The organism is Desulfuromonas carbonis (assembly GCF_054658035.1).
This window is the reverse complement of the sequence record NZ_BAAHXR010000001.1, coordinates 235831-253050: the sequence shown is the minus strand read 5'-3', so window position 1 is coordinate 253050 and position 17220 is coordinate 235831. Positions and strand designations below refer to the sequence as shown.

The following is a 17220-nucleotide window of genomic DNA, read 5'->3' as shown; positions in this document are numbered from 1 at the left end:
TCTCTTGTCTGGTGAACTCGCCGCCAGGTCAGATCAAATCTTTCAGCCACCTGAAGGCAACCAGGGTACCGAGGGCCGAACCGAGGTTGGAAAAGAAGAAGACCAGCAGCACCCGGGTCATGCGATTGCCCCACCAGCCACGGAGATTGGCGAGGTCGTCGCCGACCCGTTCGAAGTCGCCGACCGTCGGGGCGGCGATAAAAGCCTGCACCAGCCCGGTCACCATGCCGGCACCGACCGTCGGGTTGAGAGAGGTGATCGGCGCGGCGACGAAGGCGGTGGCGATGGTCAGCGGATGACCGAAGGCGATCAGGGCGCCCAGGGCCGAGAGGAGGCCGTTGGCCAGGACCCAGCCAATGGCGGCGCCAGCGAGGCGGTCGCGGTCGCCGAAAAAGAAGCCGGCGGCAAAGAGAGCGACGACCAGGACCGGAATCAGCCAGGGGATGATCCTGGAGAGGGGCGACTTCTCCGGGACGCTGCTGATCTCGCGGATCGTTTCCGGATCAGCCTCCTGCTGAATGCGGCGCAGGATGCCGGGAAGGTGGGCGGCGCCGACCACGGCAACGATTTTGGCCCCGGGAGCGTTGCGGATGTAATGCGCCATGTAGATATCGCGCTCGTCGACCAGGGTCGTTTTCGCCGTGGGGAGGAGTTCGGCCATCTCTTCGAGCATCGCCGAGAGGGTGTCGGTCTGGCGCAGGCGGGCCAGCTCCGCTTCATCCAGTTTCTGGTTTTCGAAGAGTCCGGCCACCAGCGCCGAAACCAGGTTCAGCTTCTTCCAGAGCCCGGTTTTGCGCCAGGCGCGCAGCAGGGTGGTGCGGATGTTGCGGTCGATCAGTTCCAGGTGCCGCCCTTCGGCCTCGGCGAGCTCCGCCGCCGCCGCAAGCTCGGCCCCCGGTTTGACGCCGGTCTGCAGTCCCATCCGTTTCTGGAAGGAGGCGAGGGCGAGATTGGCGAGCAGGAAGGAGGTCTGCCCGCTCTTAATCACCTGGATGAGGTTGAGGGATTCCCAGCGATTGCGATCCCTGAGCGCCTGGTAGCGCTGACTGTCAAGCTCGACGCAGACGGTATCGGGAGCTTCCGCGCTGATCGTTGCGCGTACCGTGGCGACCGACTCCTGGGAAATGTGGGCGGTGCCGACGAAGACGATCTCCCGGTCACCAAGAAAGAGGCGCTGGACATCTGCAGATTCGGGGCTGGTCATGCAAGCAGGGCCTTTCAGGGGGCTCTTTTCGTAGAACTACCGGAATAACAAAGGCGTCGGGAATCTTCCCGCCGCCTTTTTCCATGCTGCTCTCCACACCTGCCGTGGATCCGTTGGCCTCCTAGCGAGTACCAACAGGTGGGATCGCTTGTAGGCGCATCAGGCGTCCCACTCGCTGGTGGGCTGGCACACCGCGCCCCTGTAAGCTTTCCCATTGAATTATCATTCCGCCTGGGCGTCTGGACCTCACCTGCAGGGCAGAGAGCATGTTCGTGATCAGTATAGGAAAAAGCACCCGGTGAAACAAGGAGAATCTTTTCGCTGGTGGCATGGCGGCCAGGCGTTGCCGGCTGCATATTTGTTGGGCAGTGCTGCCGGAAAAGGGGCAGCTGACCGGAAGTCCGGCGGAGTCCTCTGGAAAAGTATCGGAATTCTGTATGGTTGAAAGGTCGGCACCGCTGGCACGGCTTGTGCCTTGAAGAAGGGGAACCAGCCAAGGGAGAGCTATGCCTGCCACCATGGGAAAACCGGAAATTCTCCTCAAGGCCCTGCTTGATATTGGCCAGGAGTTGATTGCCACTACCGACCTCGACGAGTTGCTGGCCCGCATCCTGCGCATCTCCAGGGATGTCTTCCGCTTTGAAAACGCCATCATCCGGCTGGTGGATGACAAGGGGGAGATGCTGGTGACCGCCGCCGCCTATGGTTACTCCGAGGCCGCGAGCAGTACCACCATCCCCCTCGGCCGCGGGGTGATGGGGCGGGTGGCGCTGAGCGGCAAGCCGATCCTGGTCGAGGATGTCTGCGCCCAGCCCGACTACCTGGCCGGCATTCTCGGTGCGCGCAGTGAACTGGCGGTGCCGCTCATCGCCCGGGAGAAGGTGATTGGCGTCTTCAACGTCGAGAGTCCGCTTCCGGGAGCGTTTGCCGCCGAGGATATCCCGCCGTTGATGGCGATGGCCGCCCAGGCCGCCATCGCCATCGAGAACGCCCGGCTCTACCAGAACCTGCGGCGGATGTCGGGGCGCTACCAGGAGCTGCATCAGCTCAACGAACGGATCCTGAAGAGCGTCAACCTCGGCATCTACACGGTAGACGATCAGCTCAAGATCACCTCCTGGAACCGCAGCATCGCCGAAATGAGTGGCGTCAGTGAAGAGGAGGCGCTGGGCCGGGACCTTTTCGCCCTCTTCCCCGGGCTGGAGGAGGAAGGGTTCGGCACCCGGGTGCGGCGGGTGCTGGAGCAGGGGCGGGCCGAAAACCTGCGTCTGGCCCATCGCAACTTCAAGGGGGAAATGCGCATCCAGAAGCGGCGCCTGGCGCCGCTCAAGGACGGTGAGCGGACCACCGGCGCGGTGGTTATCGTTGAGGATGTGACGGAATTCAAGCGCCTTCTGGAGCAGACCATCCAGTCGGAAAAGCTGGCCGAGGTCGGGCGGCTTTCCGCCGGAATCGCTCACGAGGTCAATAACCCGCTGGCGGTAATTTCCTATGCGGCGCAGCTGCTGCTGCGGGAGGAGAGCCTCCCCCCTTATCAGCAGGAGCTGGTGGAGCGGGTCGAAAGCGAGGTGGAGCGCCTCAAGGCCCTGACCGGCAGCCTCCTCTCCTTTTCCCGGGCCCAGGAGATGGTGCGTCGTTCCACCGATGTCAACGAAGTACTGCGGGATGTGCTGCGCCTGGTGCGCTACGAGTTGAGTCGCAATCATATCGACCTGGTCGAGGATTATGGCGATCTCCCCTGGATCAAGGCCGATCCCAACAAGATCAAGCAGGTCCTGATAAACCTGATCATGAATGCCACCCAGGCGATGGGGGCCACAGGGCGGTTGCTGGTCGCGACGCGGCCGGTTGCCGGCGCCGAGGTCGAGGTCGAAATAACCGACAGCGGGCCGGGCATCCCGGAAGAGATCCAAAAGCAGATTTTCGACCCCTTCTTCACCACCAAGCGGGAAGGGGAGGGGACGGGGCTCGGCCTTTACATCTGCCGCAACATCGTGATCGAGCACGAAGGCCGGCTCCTCGTCGAGAGTGGCGCCGGGGGAACAACCTTCCGGATGGTATTGCCGGTCGGCTGATTGCCCGGAAAATTCCCACCCCCGTCAATGGCTGTATAAAAGTTAGGCACAAGAACCCGATGCTATTGTTCAAGGTGCCGGAAATACAAAGAAATTCAATTTGGCACAACTCCTGCTCAAATCACGGTGAACAGGGTGTGCTATTTACGCACCGCGCAACAGACAGGCAATAACGAATAATCGACCAGCGGGAACAATGGCGTTCACCAGCGGTCGCACTGGGCAACGGCGCCCCTCCCCTGGATCTTTCCGGGGGCTGGGTGCCGTTTTATTTTGCGAACTCTGGAAAGGAGCAGTCAGGAATGAAAAAAATTGAATGCATTATCAAGCCGTTCAAGCTGGACGATGTCAAGAGTGCGCTGACCGATCTCGGGATCACCGGGATGACGGTAAGCGAAGTTCGCGGGTTCGGACGGCAAAAGGGACACACCGAGCTTTACCGCGGTGCCGAGTACCAGATCGATTTCATCCCCAAGGTGAAAATCGAGCTGGTGGTTTCCGAAGAGCGGGTCAACGAGGTTGTGACCACGGTTCAGAAGGAGGCCTGTACCGGCCGCATCGGCGACGGCAAGATCTTTGTCCTGCCGGTGGAGCAGTCAGTACGGATCCGGACCGGCGAGGCCGGTGACGACTCCCTCTGATAAAACGACACATTTCCCGATCCGAAAATTTTCCATAGGAGGTAACGAAATGAAGAAAGCACTCTCTCTCATCGCCGTGGTCGTCGGGCTGCTCGCCCTTCCGGTCCTGGCTCTCGCCGAAGATGCTCCGACCAGTGAAGTCGCCTATGTTCTCAATACTTTTTCCTTCCTGGTCAACGGCGTCCTCGTCATGTGGATGGCCGCCGGCTTCGGCATGCTCGAATCGGGCCTGGTCCGGACCAAGAACGTGGCGACCATCTGCCTGAAGAACATCTCGCTCTTTGCCGTCGCCGGTATCCTCTTCTACCTGGTCGGTTACAACCTGATGTACAACGGGGTTGACGGCGGATTCATGGGCTCCTTCGGCCTCTGGGGCCCGGACGATGCTGCCGCTGCCGGTGGTGATTTCTCCGGTGGTTATGCCGCGGCCTCCGACTGGTTCTTCCAGATGGTCTTCTGCGGCGCCGCCTGTTCGGTGGTCTCCGGCTGCGTCGCCGAGCGCATCAAGCTCTGGGGTTTCCTCGCCTTTTGCGTGGTGATGACTGGCATCATCTACCCGATCCAGGGCTCCTGGGGCTGGGGCGGCGGCTGGCTGTCGGAGATGGGTTTCCTTGACTTCGCCGGATCGACTCTGGTTCACTCTGCCGGTGGCTGGGCGGCCCTGACCGGTGCCATCATCCTCGGTGCCCGCAAAGGGAAATATACCAAGGACGGCCGGGTCAACCCGATCCCCGGTTCCAACCTGACCCTCGCGACCCTCGGTACCTTCATCCTCTGGATGGGATGGTTCGGTTTCAACGGTGGTTCGGTCCTCGCTCTCGGCACCGCCGGCGATGCGATCAGCATGTCGAATGTCATGGCGAACACCAACCTCGCCGCTTGCGGCGGGATGATTGCGGCGATGATCCTGTTGCAGATTCTTTACAAGAAGGTCGACCTGACGATGGCCCTCAACGGCGCCCTGGCCGGTCTGGTGGCGATCACCGCCGGGCCCGACACCCCCTCTCCCGGGGCTGCCACCCTGATCGGCGCCGTCGGTGGCATCCTGGTGGTTCTCGCCGTCCCCTTCTTCGACAAACTCAAGATTGACGATGTGGTCGGTGCGCTCTCGGTCCATCTGGTCTGCGGGATCTGGGGCACCATGGCCGTCCCCTTCACCAACAGCGAGGCGAGTTTTGTGACCCAGTTCATCGGTGTTGCCTCCATCGGCGCCTTCGTCATCATCTCTTCGGCCATCGTCTGGCTGGTCATCAAGTACACCATCGGGCTGCGGGTTTCCGAAGAGGAAGAGCATGCCGGATGTGATACTTCCGAACTCGGTCTCGAAGCCTACCCGGAATTCGGCCGCGGTTCGCAGGGACTCAAGTAATATTTCACCTGGTGTCTCATCCCGGGCGGGGGGGGAACCCCCCCGCCCGGAATCAACCCCCATTTAAAGGAGAAAGTAAGATGAAAAAGTTTGCAGTTGCTCTGGTGGCCCTGGTGGCCCTTTCCGTGGCCGGCCCGGCCTCGGCCCTGGAAGTCTCCGGCGATGCCTACGCCGGTATCTACAGCCAGTACCTCTGGCGCGGTCTTGATTTCAGCGGTAATCTTCCGGTTCTGCAGGGCGGTATCGATCTCAGCGCCAACGGCTTCACCCTCAGCTACTGGAGCAATTTCCAGCTCGTTTCCGACGCTGGCGGCGCACCTGCTCTCGATTCGGGGGAGATGACCGAAACCGACCTGGTCATCGACTATACCGCCAACCTGACCGACAAACTCGCGCTCAGCGTCGGCAACATCTACTACACCTTCAACGTCCCCGGCGCCACCAATGAGGCCTATGTCGGCCTCAGCCTCGACACCCTGCTCGCCCCGGCCGTCACCCTTTACTGGGATTGGGACAAGGCACGCAGCGCCGATCGCGATGGTCTCTTCGCCACTCTTTCCATCGGCCACACCATCGAGCTGATGGACAAGGCGGGTCTCAATCTCGGCGCCCTGATCAGCTACAACGATGAAAGCGTCGGCGCCTACAACGGTATCCACAACTACGAGCTGTCGGCCAGCGTCGACTTTGCCGTGACGGATAGCCTGACGGTCTCCCCTTCGCTCCTCTTCTCCGACGCCGTTGCCGACGACGCCCGTGACTACCTTGAGCCGAAGCTGGTCTCCGGCCTGAACGTGGCCCTGGCTTTCTAGGCACACCAACAAGTCCTGTCGATAGAGATTTGCCTCCTGTCGACATTTGGCCCGCCATCCCCTACTATGGGTGGCGGGCCAATTTTTATTTGCATGGCAATGATCCATGACCGACGACTTCAAAAATATTCGACTTGCCGTCCCTCTCGCGGATGGCCTCAGCGTCGAAGCTGTCTATTACGGCAGTGGCACCCTCTGTCTTTCCACTCAGGCCGGATGTGCCCTGGCCTGTCCCTTTTGTGCCTCGGGACGGAACGGGCTGCACCGCAATCTGAGGGTGGATGAACTGATCAGCCAGGTCGAGCTGTTCCGGGCGGGAGGCATGCCGCCGCGGCGGCTGACCCTTTCCGGCATCGGCGAGCCACTGCACAACTTTGCCGTCGTCCGCGAATTTATCGAAGCATCTGACCTGCCGGTATCGCTGACGACCACCGGGGGCCCACTGGTGCACCTGGCAGCGGCTCTTCCCCTTCCGCATAACGGCCTGATGCTTTCCCTGCACGCGGGGAGCGCGGCGGTGCATCGGCAGCTGCTGCCCCGGGCGCCCCAGCTCGAAGAACTGGTCGCCTGCGTTGACCACGGCCTTGCTTCCCTCTCCCGGCGGGCGCGGCGTCGGATCGGAATCAATTACCTGCTGCTGGAAGGGGTCAATGATTGTCGGCGGGAGCTCGACGCTCTGCTCCAACTGCTGGGCCGCTGGCCCGAAACGACCCTCCATCTGCTCGCCTGCAACCCGGTCCCCGGCAGTCCCTTCTCCAGCCCCGGGGCAGAGGGCTTCAATGCGGTCTATTCCTACCTGGCCGAGCGCCATTCCCGGGTGCGCCGCCCCAACCGCTGGCGGCGCCAGGCCGAAGGGGGGTGCGGTACCCTTGTCCTGCAGGAAGTTGGCGCACCGCTCTTTTCCCTGGCTCCGGAGGTGTCCTGATGCCGAATCCAGTCTCCCCGAACCCCGCCGGGCGCTTTGCCGCCGGTTTTTTCAGTCCTTTCCAGTCCGGCCGGTTTTTATTGCAGCACCCGAGGCTGATCCGGTTCATCCTCTTTCCCCTCTCGATCAACATCCTCGTCTTTACCGCGGCGGTCTGGGCGGGCCTGAAGTTTTTTGCCGGCACCGTCACCCAGTATCTCCCCCAGGGGGATGCCTGGTATTGGGCGCTGGTTACCTACCTGGTCTGGTTTCTTGCCGTGCTGCTGACGATGGTCCTGGTTTTCTTCAGTTTCAGCCTGGTCGGGGCCTTGCTCGCGTCCCCTTTCAATGATCTCCTCTCGGAGCGAACCGAGGAACTGATTACCGGATTTCGCCCGGAGCAACCCTTCCAGTTGCGCGGCTTTCTGATCGGAGCGCTGCAGACCCTGGCCGACGAAAGCAGGAAAATCTTTCTTTTCCTCACCGGCATGGCGCTTCTGCTCCTGCTTAACCTCCTGCCCGGGATCGGCACCGTACTTTTCGGCGTGCTGTCGGTGCTGTGGACTCTGGTTTTCCTCGTCATTGAATACACCGGCTATATCGCCAGCCGCAAAGGAATGCGCCTCGCCGCGCAGCGGCACTACCTGCTGCAGCGCAAGCTGGCAATGCTCGGCTTTGGCTGCGGACTCCTCTGTCTGCTGGCAGTCCCGCTGCTGCAATTTCTCACCATTCCCCTCGGGGTGATCGCCGCCACCCGGTTGTGGTGCGCAGATCCGCCGCAGGCCGAAACGGAGGTAGAATAATGATGAGCCTTGCCCTGGAAGCGGTTATGGCGGGAGGGGACCAACTGCGCCGGAAGTTCGGCGGCCGGCTGGAAATATTGCACAAGGGCGAAGTCGATCTGGTCACCGACGCGGACCGCGCCGCAGAGGCGGCCATTGTCGCCGTCATCCGCGAACGCTATCGGGAGCATGCCATCCTGGCGGAAGAAGCGGACTATGGCAACGACGGCGAGAGCGACTGGCGCTGGATCATCGATCCACTGGACGGCACCACCAATTTCGCCCACGGGTTCCCCTGGTTTGCCGTCTCTCTCGCCCTCGAAAAGGCCGGGCAGGTCCTGCTCGGGATCGTTTACAACCCGATCTTCGAGGAACTCTATGTCGCCGAGCGGGGGCGGGGTGCCACCCTCAACGGCAAGCCGCTGCAGGTTTCGCCGACGCGGGAGCTCGACCAGGCGCTCCTCGCCACCGGTTTCCCCTATGACCGCAAACAGAGCCCGGCCAATAATTACGACCATTTTGTGAACTTCCAGCAGGTTGCCCAGGCCTGCCGTCGCCCCGGGGCGGCCAGCCTCGATCTCGCCTGCACGGCGGCAGGGCGTTTTGACGGCTACTGGGAGATGAAACTCAAACCCTGGGACATGGCCGCCGGTCTTTTGCTGGTCACCGAGGCCGGAGGGATGGTCAGTGATTTTGCCGGGCGGCGTCTCGACCTGGCCGGGGCCGAATGCCTGGCCAGTAACGGCCATCTACATGCCGCGATGATTTCGGTGCTGCAGCAGGGGCGACGGCCCTGAGCGGGAGCCTGGTGGCCGCCGGCTGCATCCTCGGCCCGGTTTGATATCTACTGGTTTGACATCTACTTGCCAGCCAGTCGGCGACGGCTACAATGGAAGTGAGCCGTCTGGTCATCCGGTAGCCCGAACAGGAGTGCCGGAGCCTGACCGTTGGTACCACCCCTGCCGTAAGGAGGTTACATGGCCAATCTGAAGAACACCCCGGAAAAACTGCCCGGCGAAGGGAACCTTGAGCAAAGCCTGCAGCACATCGATGTCGCGCTGGAGATCATGGAACGGCATCCGGGTGAACTGGCTACCGCCGAAGACGGGGTGAAGGACGATCTGCGGCGCCGCGATCGTGAGTACAAGGATGCCCACCTGCACAGCATCCCCAAACCGCGCAAACATCTGCGCTGAACCGGAGACGACAACGGCCCTCGCATGGAGGGCCGTTGTCGTTCGTCATTTCCCTTTTATGGCTCAGGCGGGTTCTTCTGCCGCCGGTTGTTCCTCCCTGATGGCACCGATCTCTTCCTCCAGGGTTGCTGCCGCATGTTTCAGGCCATCGAGCTGTTGCAGTAGCTCATGGACCCGGGAATCTGCGGCGCCGGTTCCCGGGAGGAGTTCGCGGTTCTCATCGACCAGGCGACCGAGGTCGCTATGCAGGACGGCGATCTTTTTGTGCAGGGCGTTGAGATCGATTTTCTTCTGGACGATGCGCTTGTACTGGTTGGCGCGGAAGGAAGCGCTGTGAAAGGTTTTGACGGTGGCATCCCATATCTTCTCACCGGGATTCCGCGCGGGTTCAGGTTGCTGCTGCCGGTCTTCCATGAGCTCCTCCTGGAAAATATTTCCCTGTATTTCTAACATTATTCATCCCGAGGTCAAGGCCAAGGCGGAAGATCCTGGGCAAATTCCTGGGCAAATTCCTTGCTGCACTGCCGGAGTTGGTCTAAACTGGCCGCATCTTATTTTTAATAACTTCTCAGGAGGCCAGCCTTGAATACTGAACCCGGGCGTACCAAATTTCAGATTGACCTGCGTCGTCACCTGCGGGAGCGGGAAGAAGATCGCGACCTTACCAGAGTGATCTGCGAGATTGCCACGGCATCGCGTTATGTCATCAACGCCATTCGTACCGGCGACCTCGGCGTAGCGGGTACCTCGAATCTCTATGGCGAGGAGCAACTTGCCCTCGATGTCCTCTCCGATCGCATTTTGCGGAAACGGCTGATCCACTCGGGGGTAGTCGCGACCATCGCCTCCGAAGAAACCCCGGAAATTATCAATGTCAACCTCAATGGCAAGTACTCAATCGCCTATGATCCCCTCGACGGCTCTTCCCTGGTCGATGTCAACCTCGCGGTTGGTACCATCGTCGGCATTTACCGCGGCGACAATGTCCTCCAGCGCGGCCGGACCCTGGTGGCCGCCATGTATATCCTCTACGGACCCCGGGCGACGCTGGTCTATTCGACCGGCAACGGTGTTCATGAATTCGCGATGAACGCCCTGATGGAATATACCCTGATCCAGGAAAATGTGACGATGAAGCCATCGGGGTCGATCTACTCCCCGGGTGGGCAGCGCAACAAGTACACTCCGGGCGTTGAGAAGTTTGTCACCTCCCTGGAAGAGAAGGGGGCCAAGCTCCGCTACAGCGGCGGCTTCGTCCCGGATATCAACCAGGTGCTGATCAAGGGGCAGGGCCTCTTTATGTATCCGCACCTGAAGGATGCCCCCAAGGGGAAGCTGCGGCTGCTTTATGAACTCAACCCGATGGCCTTTCTGATCGAACAGGCCGGCGGCAAGGCTTCCAATGGCCGGGAGCGGATTCTGGACATTCTCCCGGAAGGGATCGATCATCGGGAGCCGGTCTTTATCGGCAGCAGTGAAGATGTCGAGCGGGCCGAGAAGTTCGTCGCCGAATTCGGCTGAGATATTCCTTGCGAAAAGAAAAAAGCCCGGAGCATTTGCTCCGGGCTTTTTTCGTCCAGTTCCCGGTGAAGGGATTACTTCAACAGTTCTTTCACCTTGTCAAAGCCGAGGCTGTAGGCCTTCTTGTTCAGATCCTTGAAGGCTTCCGGAACCTTGCGCAGGACCGCCTGCTCGCCCGATTCCCGGGAAACGACATCGGTCAGGGCGATCATGGCGCCCAGCGCCACCACGTTGGCGACGATCTCGCGCCCGAGGTCTTCCTTGGCGGTGCGCATGATCGGCATCTTGATGACCTTGAAGTCCCCCTTCGGCTCATTCTTGACGAAGTCCGAATCGAGGAGGAGCAGGCCGCCGGGCTTGATGCCGTTGGCGTACTTGTCGGCCGCTTCCTGGGTCATCGCCAGGCAGGCGTCGACGATGGTCGCCTTGGGATAATCGATGGGACCGTCGGCGATGATGACTTCCGACTTGGAGGCGCCGCCTCTAGCTTCAGGGCCATAGCTCTGCGACTGGACGGCGTGTTTCCCCTCGATGATCGAGGCCGCCTCGGCGAGGATGATGCCGGCAGTGATCAGACCCTGGCCGCCGGCACCGGAAAAGCGAATTTCATATCTTTTTGCCATTTCACTCTCTCCTTATGCGCTGCGGAAATCAGGCGCCCTGCGCCTTGGCAATGACCTGGGCATACTGCTCACAATATTCCGGTTTGTCTTCCTTGTAGAGGACCCCGGTGAGGACCTTGCCTTCGAGTTGCTCGGCGGTCATCTTGGCGGCAGCGGCGACCGGCACGGCGATCTCCTTGAGGCGCTTCATCATGTCAACGACGCTGCGGAACTTGTTGCGCCGGCCATAGGTGGTCGGGCAGTCGTCGAGGACTTCAATGACCGCCATCCCCTTGTGCCTGATCCCTTCGGCCACCAGCTTGTCGATCTGGGTTGCGTGGAAAGCGGTGGTGCGGGCGACGAAGGTGGCGCCGGCGCCGATCGCCAGCTTGCTGATGTCAAAGGTCGGGTCGGGATTGCCGTAGGGGGTGGTAGAGGCCTTGGCACCGGTCGGGGTGCAGGGGGAGAACTGGCCGCCGGTCATGCCGTAGATGCTGTTGTTCATGATGACGTAGGTCATGTCGATGTTGCGGCGGCAGGCGTGGATGAAGTGGTTGCCGCCGATGGCGGTGCCGTCGCCGTCACCGCCGACGACAATGACGTTCATCTCCGGCTTGGCCATCTTGACGCCGGTGGCGAAAGCCGCAGCCCGCCCGTGAGCGGTATGCAGGGTGTTGAAGTCAACATAGCCGGGCATGCGGCTGGCGCAGCCGATACCGGAAACGATGGCGGTGTTGTCTTTTTCCAGACCGCAAGCATCGATGGCCCGCAGCATCCCCTTCATGACGATGCCGTGGCCGCAGCCGGGGCACCAGATGTGGGGCAATTTTCCGGGGCGCAGGAATTTATCGTAATCGTAAGCCATGGTTACTTGACCTCCTTGACTTTGTCCATGATCTGGCCGGGATTGAGCGGGTCACCGTCGACGCGGCCGAGGTGCAGTACCGGGCAGGAACCCTTGACGACGCGTTCCACCTCGAGGTTCATCTGGCCGAGGTTGAGCTCGGGGACGACGATCCCCTTGACCTTCTTGCCGATTTCGGCAACGCGTTTTTCCGGGAAGGGCCAGAGGGTAATGGGGCGGAAGAGGCCGGCCTTGACCCCTTCCTTGCGCAGCTCGTTGACGGCATAGCGGGCGCTGCGGGAAGTCGAACCGTAGGCGAAGATCACCACCTCGGCGTCGTCGACCAGGTATTCCTCGTACTTCTCGATCTCAGCACGGGCTGCTTCACCTTCGACCTTGCGAATCTGGCGGCGCTCTTCGGCGTCGACATATTCGGCCTTGGTGGTCGGGAAGCCGTCTTGGGCCTTGTTGAGGCCGGTGACATGGAAGCGGTAGCCGGAGCCGAAGGCCGCCAGCGGCGGAACGTCGCCGAAGGAGGTATCGTAGGGCTTGTACTTGTCGGGGGTGACGGTCGGTTTGGCGCGGTCGATCACCTCAAGCTCGCCCGGTTCGGGGAACTCGATACGCTCGCGCATGTGGCCGACGATCTCGTCGTAGAGGACCTGGACCGGCATGCGGTACTTCTCGGCGAGGTTGAAGGCACGCACCGTCTCGGTGAAGATCTCCTGGCAGGAGGCCGGGACCAGGGCGATGGTTGCGTGGTCGCCGTGGGTGCCCCACTTGGCCTGCTGGACATCGGACTGGCCGGGGCCGGTCGGCATGCCGGTGGAGGGGCCACCGCGCATGACGTTGATGATGACGCAGGGAACCTCGGCGATGCAGGCGTAGCCGATCAGTTCCTGCTTGAGGGAGACGCCGGGACCTGAGGTTGCGGTCAGGGCCTTGGCACCGGTCAGTGAAGCGCCGATGACCGAGGCGATGGCGCCGATCTCGTCTTCCATCTGGATGAATTTGCCACCAGTCTTGGGGAGTTCATTGGAGAGAACTTCCGCAACCTCGGTGGAGGGGGTAATGGGGTAACCGCCGAAGAAATTACATCCGGCATAAACGGCACCCTGGGCGCACGCTTCGTTCCCCTGCAACAGAGCAACTTTTTTAGCCACGTTAACCGACCTCCTCTGGATATGAATTAATCTTTGGTAACTTTGATGGCAAAGTCGGGGCACCGCAACTCGCACTGCATGCAGGCGATGCAAGCCTCAGGGCGGGCGACCTTGACCAGAAACGCATCCATCTCCAGGACCTTGGTGGGGCAGAATTCGACACAAATGCTGCACCCCTTGCAGTACCTTTCGATAACCTCGATTTTCGGACTGCTCATTCCCCTAGTTCTCCTTTTTCGTGGTGACCGTTGCGAAACGGCATTGATAGGTCAAACAGCGCGCATACTATCGCAATATAGCGTTGGTTTCCAGAAAATTATGTATACGATATCGTCCCTTTTCCGGGGACTGAACTCCGGCGCTGTGACCGCCATCCCGAATTGGGGTTTCCAGATATCATCCGCAACTTGCGAGAATTACATTCGAAAATCGCAATATAGCAAAGAAGGGCAATGTTACCATTGCCCTTCCTGCGGTCTGTCCGTAGGTGCTGCTTATTTCATGCTGTCGACGAGACCCTTGACGGCCGCCACCGACTTGTCCATCATCGCCTGCTCTTCGGCATCGAGTTTGAACTGGAGGATCTGCTCGACGCCGTTGGCGCCGAGGACCGTCGGGACGCCGACGAAGTAGCCCTTGACTCCGAACTCGCCGTTGAGGTAGACGCAGGTCGGCAGGACGCGCTTGGAATCCTTGAGGATCGACTCGGCCATGGCGATCGCCGAGGAGGCCGGGCTGTAGAAGGCGCTGCCGTTTTTGAGCAGGGCGACAACCTCACCGCCGGCACCGCGGGTACGCTTGACCATGGCTTCCATCACTTCCTTGGCCTTGGCCGCGCTCTTGTATTTCTGCTCCAGCAGTTCCATCACCGGAATCCCCTGGACGCTGGCATAGCGAACCAGCGGTACCATGTCGTCGCCATGGCCGCCGAGGGTCATCGCCACGACATCCTTGACCGAGACGCCGAGTTCCCAGGCGATGAAAGCCTTGAAACGGGCGGAGTCGAGGACGCCGGCCTGGCCGATGACGCGATTGTAGGGGAAGCCGGTGACCTTCTGGCAGAGGGTCACCATGGCGTCGAGGGGGTTGGAGATGATGATGACGAAGGAGTTAGGGGCGTGCTTTTTGATCCCTTCGGCCACCGAGGTCATGATCTTGCTGTTGACCTCGATCAGGTCATCGCGGCTCATACCCGGTTTGCGCGGCAGGCCGGCGGTGACAATGACGACGTTGGCGCCGGCGATGTCGGCGTAGTCGTTGGTCCCTTTCAGGTTGACGTCAAAACCGTCGACCGGGGCGGCTTCGGCGATGTCAAGGCATTTGCCCTGGGGAAGGCCTTCGACGATGTCGAACAGCACCACGTCACCCAGTTCACGCAGGGCGCAAAGCTGAGCAAGAACGCCACCAATCTGACCACCACCGATAAGAGCGATTTTTGGTCTTGCCATGGTCTTCTCTCCTTATGTTGGGTAATGAAAATAGGGTAGCGGGGCCATCTGGTTGCCCCGCTACCGCCAGGTCTGGTTAAAGAGCGTCGATGATCGCGTTCAGGGTCGCGCTCGGTCGCATGGCCGCCGTGGTCTTGGCGACATCGGGGCGGTAGTAGCCGCCAATGTCGACCGGCTTGCCCTGCGCCGCCAGCAGCTCGGCGTTGATCTTCGCTTCGTTGCTGGCGAGATCGGCAGCGACCTTGGTGAAGCGTGCCTTCAGTTCCGCATTCTTGTTCTGGGCAGCCAGGGCCTGGGACCAGTACAGCGCCAGGTAGAAGCTGCTGCCGCGGTTGTCGATCTCGTTCACCTTGCGGGACGGCGCCTTGGCATTTTCGAGGTACTTGGTGATCCCTTCGTCGAGGGTGTCGGCAAAGAGCTGCACGGTGGCGTCGTTGTTGCGGTTGGCGATGTGCTCCAGCGACGGCACCAGGGCGCAGTATTCGCCGAGGGAATCCCAGCGCAGATGGCCTTCCTTGAGGAACTGCTCGACATGTTTGGGCGCGGAGCCACCGGCCCCGGTTTCGAAAAGGCCGCCGCCGGCCAGCAGCGGAACGATGGAGAGCATGCGGGCGCTGGTGCCAAGTTCGAGAATCGGGAAGAGGTCGGTCAAATAGTCGCGCAGCGCGTTGCCGGTAACGGTGATGGTGTCGAGGCCTTTGCGGGCGCGCTCACAGGCGAACTTCATGGCGTCGTCCGGCTTCATGATGCGGATGTCGAGGCCGCTGGTGTCATGGTCCTTCAGGTAGGTGTTGACCTTCTTGATGATCTGGGCGTCGTGGCCGCGCTGCTCGTCGAGCCAGAAGATGGCCGGAGCGCCGGAAGCCTTGGCGCGGGTCACGGCGAGCTTGACCCAGTCGCGGATCGGGGCATCCTTGGTCTGGCAAGAGCGGAAGACATCGCCCTTTTCGACGGTCTGTTCGAGCAGGACGGCGCCGGAGGCATCGACGACGCGGATCTTGCCGTCGCCGGGGGCGAAGAAGGTCTTGTCGTGGGAACCGTACTCCTCGGCTTTCTGCGCCATCAGCCCGACGTTGGAGGTGTGCCCCATGGTCGCCGGGTTGAACTGGCCGTGTTTCTGGCAATCTTCAATGATGGTCTGGTAGATGGTGGCGTAGCAGCGGTCAGGAACCATGGCGACAGTGTCCTGCAACTCGTCTTTCAGATTCCACATCTGGCCGCCGTCGCGAACCACGACCGGCATCGAGGCATCGATGATGACGTCGTTGGGGACGTGCAGGTTGGTGATCCCTCTGCGGGAATCGACCATCGCCAGGGCCGGCCGGGTCTTGTAGACATCCATGATGGCTGCTTCGATTTCGGCCCGCTTGGCCTCGGGGAGGCGCTTGATCTTGGCATAGACATCGCCCAGGCCGTTGCTGACATTCACGCCCAGTTCCTTGAAGAGATCGCCGTACTTGTCAAAGACATCCTTGTAGAAGACGGTGACGCACTGACCGAAGATGTAGGGATCGGAGATCTTCATCATGGTCGCCTTGAGGTGCAGGGAGAGGAGAACCCCGTCCTTCTTGGCGGCCTCGATCTGCTCGGCGTAGAACTTGCGCAGGGCAGCCATGTTCATGGAGGAGGAGTCGAGCACCTCACCCGCCTGCAGCGCCAGTTTCTCTTTCAGCACGGTGACGCTGCCATCCTTGGCGACGAACTCGTACTTCACCGTGGTGGCGTCCTTGACGGTGACGGAGGTCTCGCTGCCGTAGAAGTCGTTGCCGGTCATGTGGGCGACGCGGGTTTTGGAGCCGGCCGGCCAGGGTTTCATCATGCGGTGGGGGTTCTTCTGGGCGAACTTCTTGACCGAGGCCGCGGCCCGGCGGTCGGAGTTCCCTTCGCGCAGTACCGGGTTGACAGCACTGCCCAGGCACTTGGCAAAACGGGCCTGCAGGGCTTTTTCGGCGTCGTTTTTCGGCTCTTCCGGGTAGTCGGGGGTCTTGTAGCCCTTCTCCTGCAGCTCCTTGATGGCGGCCTGCAGCTGGGGAATGGAGGCGCTGACGTTCGGCAGCTTGATGATATTGGCAGTCGGGTCCTGGGTCAGTTCACCCAGCTGGGTGAGGTAGTCGGGAATTTTCTGGGCTTCGGTCAGGTGGTCGGGAAAGTTGGCGATGATTCGGCCGGAAAGGGATATGTCCCGCGTTTCGACATTAACGCCGGATCCCTTGAGGAATTTCTGTACGATCGGGAGGAGGGCGTAGGTAGCCAGGGCAGGTGCTTCGTCGATCTCCGACCAGATAATCGTTGCGTTCTTCGTTGTCATGTTCTCTCCTTGTTCGGTGCCAGTTTTGCCAGAGGCAGAATGAAAGACGAACGAAAGTTCGTCCTTAGAAGTTTTTGCTCAGGTGGTGTGCCGGGCCATAAATAAAATAACGGTTTTTCACTGAATCGATTGCATCCCGCGCCAGGTCAATGATCAGGCTATGCGGCGCGAAATTGGCCTGACCACTAAAAGGTCAATGCAGAAAACCTGCTTCAAAACCAGATGCTTAGAGAAAAAGTGATAAAAATAAACGAGTTAGGAACGTTGTATACAGTATACAAAGGGCCAGGGGCTGTCAAGGGAAAATATGAATCTTCCAACCCGCGATAAACCGCCGGGGGAAACACCATT

The 17220-nt window shown here is 60.7% G+C and carries 17 protein-coding genes and 1 other RNA gene; 9 read left to right on the top strand and 9 right to left on the bottom strand.

Annotation, left to right across the window (positions count from 1 at the left end):
* Positions 1-28: 28 nt before the first annotated feature.
* The gene (locus ACYQ8E_RS01170) at positions 29-1204 is read right to left on the bottom strand and encodes a TraB/GumN family protein (protein ID WP_066725974.1); all 1176 of its coding nucleotides are present in this window, start codon (positions 1202-1204) and stop codon (positions 29-31) included.
* Positions 1205-1290: 86 nt separating this feature from the next.
* Positions 1291-1471, bottom strand: a non-coding RNA gene (gene ssrS, locus ACYQ8E_RS01165) — 6S RNA.
* Positions 1472-1710: 239 nt separating this feature from the next.
* On the opposite strand from ssrS, the gene ACYQ8E_RS01160 reads away from it, so the two are divergent.
* The 8 genes from ACYQ8E_RS01160 to ACYQ8E_RS01125 all read left to right on the top strand — a co-directional run bounded on the left by ACYQ8E_RS01160 (position 1711) and on the right by ACYQ8E_RS01125 (position 8983).
* Positions 1711-3279: an ATP-binding protein gene (locus ACYQ8E_RS01160; protein ID WP_459859899.1), complete on the top strand. Its 1569-nt coding sequence runs from the start codon at positions 1711-1713 to the stop codon at positions 3277-3279.
* A 302-nt stretch (positions 3280-3581) separates the two neighbouring features.
* Complete coding sequence (locus ACYQ8E_RS01155; protein ID WP_066725981.1) at positions 3582-3920, top strand: P-II family nitrogen regulator; 339 nt, start codon at positions 3582-3584, stop codon at positions 3918-3920.
* 49 nt (positions 3921-3969) lie between these two features.
* The gene (locus ACYQ8E_RS01150; protein WP_459859897.1) at positions 3970-5289 is read left to right on the top strand and encodes an ammonium transporter; all 1320 of its coding nucleotides are present in this window, start codon (positions 3970-3972) and stop codon (positions 5287-5289) included.
* A gap of 80 nt (positions 5290-5369) precedes the next feature.
* Positions 5370-6101 carry a TorF family putative porin gene (locus tag ACYQ8E_RS01145; protein ID WP_082820219.1) on the top strand — a complete coding sequence of 244 codons (732 nt, stop codon included), beginning with the start codon at positions 5370-5372 and terminating at the stop codon, positions 6099-6101.
* 106 nt (positions 6102-6207) lie between these two features.
* A complete protein-coding gene (locus ACYQ8E_RS01140) occupies positions 6208-7026 on the top strand; it encodes a radical SAM protein (protein ID WP_066725989.1) in 819 nt (272 codons plus the stop codon).
* The gene (locus ACYQ8E_RS01135; RefSeq protein WP_066725992.1) at positions 7026-7808 is read left to right on the top strand and encodes an EI24 domain-containing protein; all 783 of its coding nucleotides are present in this window, start codon (positions 7026-7028) and stop codon (positions 7806-7808) included. The genes ACYQ8E_RS01140 and ACYQ8E_RS01135 overlap by 1 nt, the downstream gene beginning before the upstream one ends.
* A complete protein-coding gene (locus ACYQ8E_RS01130; RefSeq protein ID WP_066725995.1) occupies positions 7808-8584 on the top strand; it encodes an inositol monophosphatase family protein in 777 nt (258 codons plus the stop codon). The genes ACYQ8E_RS01135 and ACYQ8E_RS01130 overlap by 1 nt, the downstream gene beginning before the upstream one ends.
* Before the next feature lie 180 nt (positions 8585-8764).
* Positions 8765-8983, top strand: a complete 219-nt coding sequence (locus tag ACYQ8E_RS01125; protein WP_066725997.1) for a hypothetical protein — start codon at positions 8765-8767, stop codon at positions 8981-8983.
* 63 nt (positions 8984-9046) lie between these two features.
* Here ACYQ8E_RS01125 and ACYQ8E_RS01120 read toward each other — a convergent pair whose 3' ends face one another.
* Positions 9047-9397, bottom strand: a complete 351-nt coding sequence (locus ACYQ8E_RS01120; RefSeq protein WP_066726000.1) for a hypothetical protein — start codon at positions 9395-9397, stop codon at positions 9047-9049.
* 168 nt (positions 9398-9565) lie between these two features.
* On the opposite strand from ACYQ8E_RS01120, the gene ACYQ8E_RS01115 reads away from it, so the two are divergent.
* Positions 9566-10504: a class 1 fructose-bisphosphatase gene (locus ACYQ8E_RS01115; RefSeq protein ID WP_066726003.1), complete on the top strand. Its 939-nt coding sequence runs from the start codon at positions 9566-9568 to the stop codon at positions 10502-10504.
* 74 nt (positions 10505-10578) lie between these two features.
* Here ACYQ8E_RS01115 and ACYQ8E_RS01110 read toward each other — a convergent pair whose 3' ends face one another.
* From ACYQ8E_RS01110 to ACYQ8E_RS01085, 6 genes are all read right to left on the bottom strand, one after another.
* The gene (locus ACYQ8E_RS01110; protein ID WP_459859894.1) at positions 10579-11127 is read right to left on the bottom strand and encodes a 2-oxoacid:acceptor oxidoreductase family protein; all 549 of its coding nucleotides are present in this window, start codon (positions 11125-11127) and stop codon (positions 10579-10581) included.
* A 28-nt stretch (positions 11128-11155) separates the two neighbouring features.
* Positions 11156-11971 (bottom strand): 2-oxoacid:ferredoxin oxidoreductase subunit beta, encoded by an 816-nt coding sequence (locus ACYQ8E_RS01105; protein WP_066726009.1) that lies wholly within the window; start codon positions 11969-11971, stop codon positions 11156-11158.
* A 2-nt stretch (positions 11972-11973) separates the two neighbouring features.
* Positions 11974-13113 (bottom strand): 2-oxoacid:acceptor oxidoreductase subunit alpha, encoded by a 1140-nt coding sequence (locus ACYQ8E_RS01100; protein ID WP_459859892.1) that lies wholly within the window; start codon positions 13111-13113, stop codon positions 11974-11976.
* A gap of 26 nt (positions 13114-13139) precedes the next feature.
* On the bottom strand, positions 13140-13331 hold the full coding sequence (locus tag ACYQ8E_RS01095) for a 4Fe-4S binding protein (RefSeq protein ID WP_459859890.1): 192 nt from the start codon (positions 13329-13331) through the stop codon (positions 13140-13142).
* Between the two features lie 276 nt (positions 13332-13607).
* Entirely contained in the window at positions 13608-14561 is a 954-nt protein-coding gene (mdh, locus tag ACYQ8E_RS01090; protein WP_459859888.1) for a malate dehydrogenase, read from the bottom strand.
* Positions 14562-14637: 76 nt separating this feature from the next.
* Positions 14638-16869 carry an NADP-dependent isocitrate dehydrogenase gene (locus ACYQ8E_RS01085; protein WP_459859886.1) on the bottom strand — a complete coding sequence of 744 codons (2232 nt, stop codon included), beginning with the start codon at positions 16867-16869 and terminating at the stop codon, positions 14638-14640.
* Positions 16870-17220: the final 351 nt, after the last annotated feature.

Bases quoted from the DNA above. Each gene is read 5' to 3' on its own strand.
- ACYQ8E_RS01145 (WP_082820219.1), top strand. From the start codon at position 5,370: ATGAAAAAGTTTGCAGTTGCTCTGGTGGCCCTGGTGGCCCTTTCCGTG.
- ACYQ8E_RS01110 (WP_459859894.1), bottom strand. From the start codon at position 11,127: ATGGCAAAAAGATATGAAATTCGCTTTTCCGGTGCCGGCGGCCAGGGT.
- ACYQ8E_RS01085 (WP_459859886.1), bottom strand. From the start codon at position 16,869: ATGACAACGAAGAACGCAACGATTATCTGGTCGGAGATCGACGAAGCA.
- ACYQ8E_RS01130 (WP_066725995.1), top strand. From the start codon at position 7,808: ATGATGAGCCTTGCCCTGGAAGCGGTTATGGCGGGAGGGGACCAACTG.
- ACYQ8E_RS01150 (WP_459859897.1), top strand. From the start codon at position 3,970: ATGAAGAAAGCACTCTCTCTCATCGCCGTGGTCGTCGGGCTGCTCGCC.
- ACYQ8E_RS01135 (WP_066725992.1), top strand. From the start codon at position 7,026: ATGCCGAATCCAGTCTCCCCGAACCCCGCCGGGCGCTTTGCCGCCGGT.
- ACYQ8E_RS01160 (WP_459859899.1), top strand. From the start codon at position 1,711: ATGCCTGCCACCATGGGAAAACCGGAAATTCTCCTCAAGGCCCTGCTT.
- ACYQ8E_RS01125 (WP_066725997.1), top strand. From the start codon at position 8,765: ATGGCCAATCTGAAGAACACCCCGGAAAAACTGCCCGGCGAAGGGAAC.
- mdh (WP_459859888.1), bottom strand. From the start codon at position 14,561: ATGGCAAGACCAAAAATCGCTCTTATCGGTGGTGGTCAGATTGGTGGC.
- ACYQ8E_RS01140 (WP_066725989.1), top strand. From the start codon at position 6,208: ATGACCGACGACTTCAAAAATATTCGACTTGCCGTCCCTCTCGCGGAT.
- ACYQ8E_RS01120 (WP_066726000.1), bottom strand. From the start codon at position 9,397: ATGGAAGACCGGCAGCAGCAACCTGAACCCGCGCGGAATCCCGGTGAG.
- ACYQ8E_RS01105 (WP_066726009.1), bottom strand. From the start codon at position 11,971: ATGGCTTACGATTACGATAAATTCCTGCGCCCCGGAAAATTGCCCCAC.
- ACYQ8E_RS01170 (WP_066725974.1), bottom strand. From the start codon at position 1,204: ATGACCAGCCCCGAATCTGCAGATGTCCAGCGCCTCTTTCTTGGTGAC.
- ACYQ8E_RS01095 (WP_459859890.1), bottom strand. From the start codon at position 13,331: ATGAGCAGTCCGAAAATCGAGGTTATCGAAAGGTACTGCAAGGGGTGC.
- ACYQ8E_RS01155 (WP_066725981.1), top strand. From the start codon at position 3,582: ATGAAAAAAATTGAATGCATTATCAAGCCGTTCAAGCTGGACGATGTC.